At 65.6% G+C, this 1,712-nt stretch carries 3 protein-coding genes; 1 reads left to right on the top strand and 2 read right to left on the bottom strand.

Annotated features, from left to right (window positions below; all coding sequences use genetic code 11):
- Positions 1 to 32: 32 nt before the first annotated feature.
- Both Aple_RS53035 and Aple_RS53030 read right to left on the bottom strand, forming a co-directional pair.
- Positions 33 to 665 carry a transposase gene (locus Aple_RS53035; RefSeq protein WP_218038021.1) on the bottom strand — a complete coding sequence of 211 codons (633 nt, stop codon included), beginning with the start codon at positions 663 to 665 and terminating at the stop codon, positions 33 to 35.
- Positions 666 to 1,229: a helix-turn-helix domain-containing protein gene (locus Aple_RS53030; RefSeq protein WP_218038020.1), complete on the bottom strand. Its 564-nt coding sequence runs from the start codon at positions 1,227 to 1,229 to the stop codon at positions 666 to 668.
- Positions 1,230 to 1,301: 72 nt separating this feature from the next.
- Here Aple_RS53030 and Aple_RS00015 point away from each other — a divergent pair, with 72 nt between their 5' ends.
- Positions 1,302 to 1,646, top strand: coding sequence for a hypothetical protein (locus tag Aple_RS00015; RefSeq protein WP_246264004.1), 345 nt, complete (start codon positions 1,302 to 1,304; stop codon positions 1,644 to 1,646).
- The last annotated feature ends 66 nt before the right edge of the window (positions 1,647 to 1,712 follow it).

The raw sequence follows: 1,712 nt of genomic DNA, 5'->3' as shown, positions 1-1,712 counted from the left end.
CTAAGTGGTCTGCGTCGTAAATCCTTCGGGGATTATGCGGCGGGGTTCGGTACGGCAGGCTGATGGTCGCAGTGATCGTGCTGCTGGAGGTTGGACTCTTTCTGTTCGTGTCGCTCGATCCGGGCCAGTAGGTCCTCGAGGTCGGCTGGGGTGAACTTCCATCTGAAGGGCCGGGCGGTCACGTTGTAGCGCCGTTCGAAGGCGATGAGCCGGTCTTCGACCTGGTCAAGACTGGTGAAGTCGTTGGGTGTCACGACCTTGCGCTGCACAACGGAGAAAAAGATTTCCACCTGGTTCAACCACGAGGCGTGCACGGGCGTGTGCACCATCACCGCGTTCGGGAACCGTTTTTCCAGCCGGTCGATGGCGGCCTGGCCACGGTGGGAGGAACCGTTGTCGACGACCCAGAACACTCGTTTGGCCGAGGCGTAGGGCTCGGCCGTCATGACTTTCTCCACCAAGGTCATGAACGGTGCGATCCCGGTTTTGGCGGCGCAGTGCCCGATCACGTGGGCGCGGTGGACGTCGTAGGCGGCCAAGTAGGCCAGTGCGCCGCCACGGGTGTACTCGTGGTTGACGCGCATCATCCGGGCGGTCCCCGGTGGCAGGGTGGGGTGGCAACGGCAGCGGGCCTGGATGGAGGTCTTCTCATCGCAGGAGATCACCTACTCGCCGGCGCCGAGCGGGACGCCATCCCAGGTGCGGGCGTATAACTCCAGCACTCGGGTGGCCTTGGCGGCGAAGTCGGGGTCGCGGATGAAGACCCACGACTGGTGTTGCCAGGGTTTGAGCGCGTCGGCGGCCAGGATCCTGCGGACGGTGGAGGCCGAGATCGCCGCTGCGATGCCGCGGCCGACGACCTCGCCGGCCAGGTCCGGGCAGCTCCAGCGTGATAGCGGTACTCCTGTCTCGGCCGGTAGTTGGCAGGCCAGCGCCTTGACCTCGGCCACCTGGATCGGGGTGAGGCGTGGCGGCCGCCCCGACCGGCGCCGATCGGCCAGCCCGTTCAGGCCGAGCTCGGCGTATCGGCCGCGCCAGGTCCGGACGGTGTCCACACTCACGCCGCGGCGGTGCGAGATCTCATTGTTGGAGTGGCCGCGGACCGCGTCCAGCACGATCCGAACCCGGATCACCTGCTGGTAGGGGGCAGTGCGGGAGTAGGCAAGGGCCTCCAGCCGTCGTCGTTCGGCGGTGGTCGGGGTGATCTGGCGAGCTTGGGGGGCGGGCACCGGCGGACTCTCGATCAGTGATCTTTATCGGGACCTGCCGACAATGCCCTGATCTGTGCTGGTGGTAGGCGTGTGACACGCCAGACCGGCAAGATGGCGGCCATGCCCGTCATCCCCGCCTCCACCAAGACTTCCCTGGCCCAGCGGCTCCGCGAGCACGCCAGAAAGAACTGGCCCCAGTTGGCCACGGTTCACGTGCGCTTTCGCACGTCGTTCGGCTACATCGACGGGGAGTTGACCGACGGCGAGATCCTGCCGTTGATGCGCCTGCGCTATGGCGGTTCAGCCAGCCGCTGGGGCTTGGCCGTCTACTCGGCCGGCAAGGACGGTTACGAAGACCAGATCTGGTTCACCGGCAGCCCGGAAGAATCCCTCGATTTCGCCTGCGATCTATACGTGATCAATGCCGACCGTTGAAGCCAACTGCCCACACGATCGGCTCTCACGTCAACCCCCGAAGGACTTCCGAAGTCGACCACTAAG

This window comes from Acrocarpospora pleiomorpha (assembly GCF_009687885.1).
Taxonomy (GTDB): domain Bacteria; phylum Actinomycetota; class Actinomycetes; order Streptosporangiales; family Streptosporangiaceae; genus Acrocarpospora; species Acrocarpospora pleiomorpha.
This window is presented reverse-complemented; position numbering and strand designations above follow the sequence as displayed.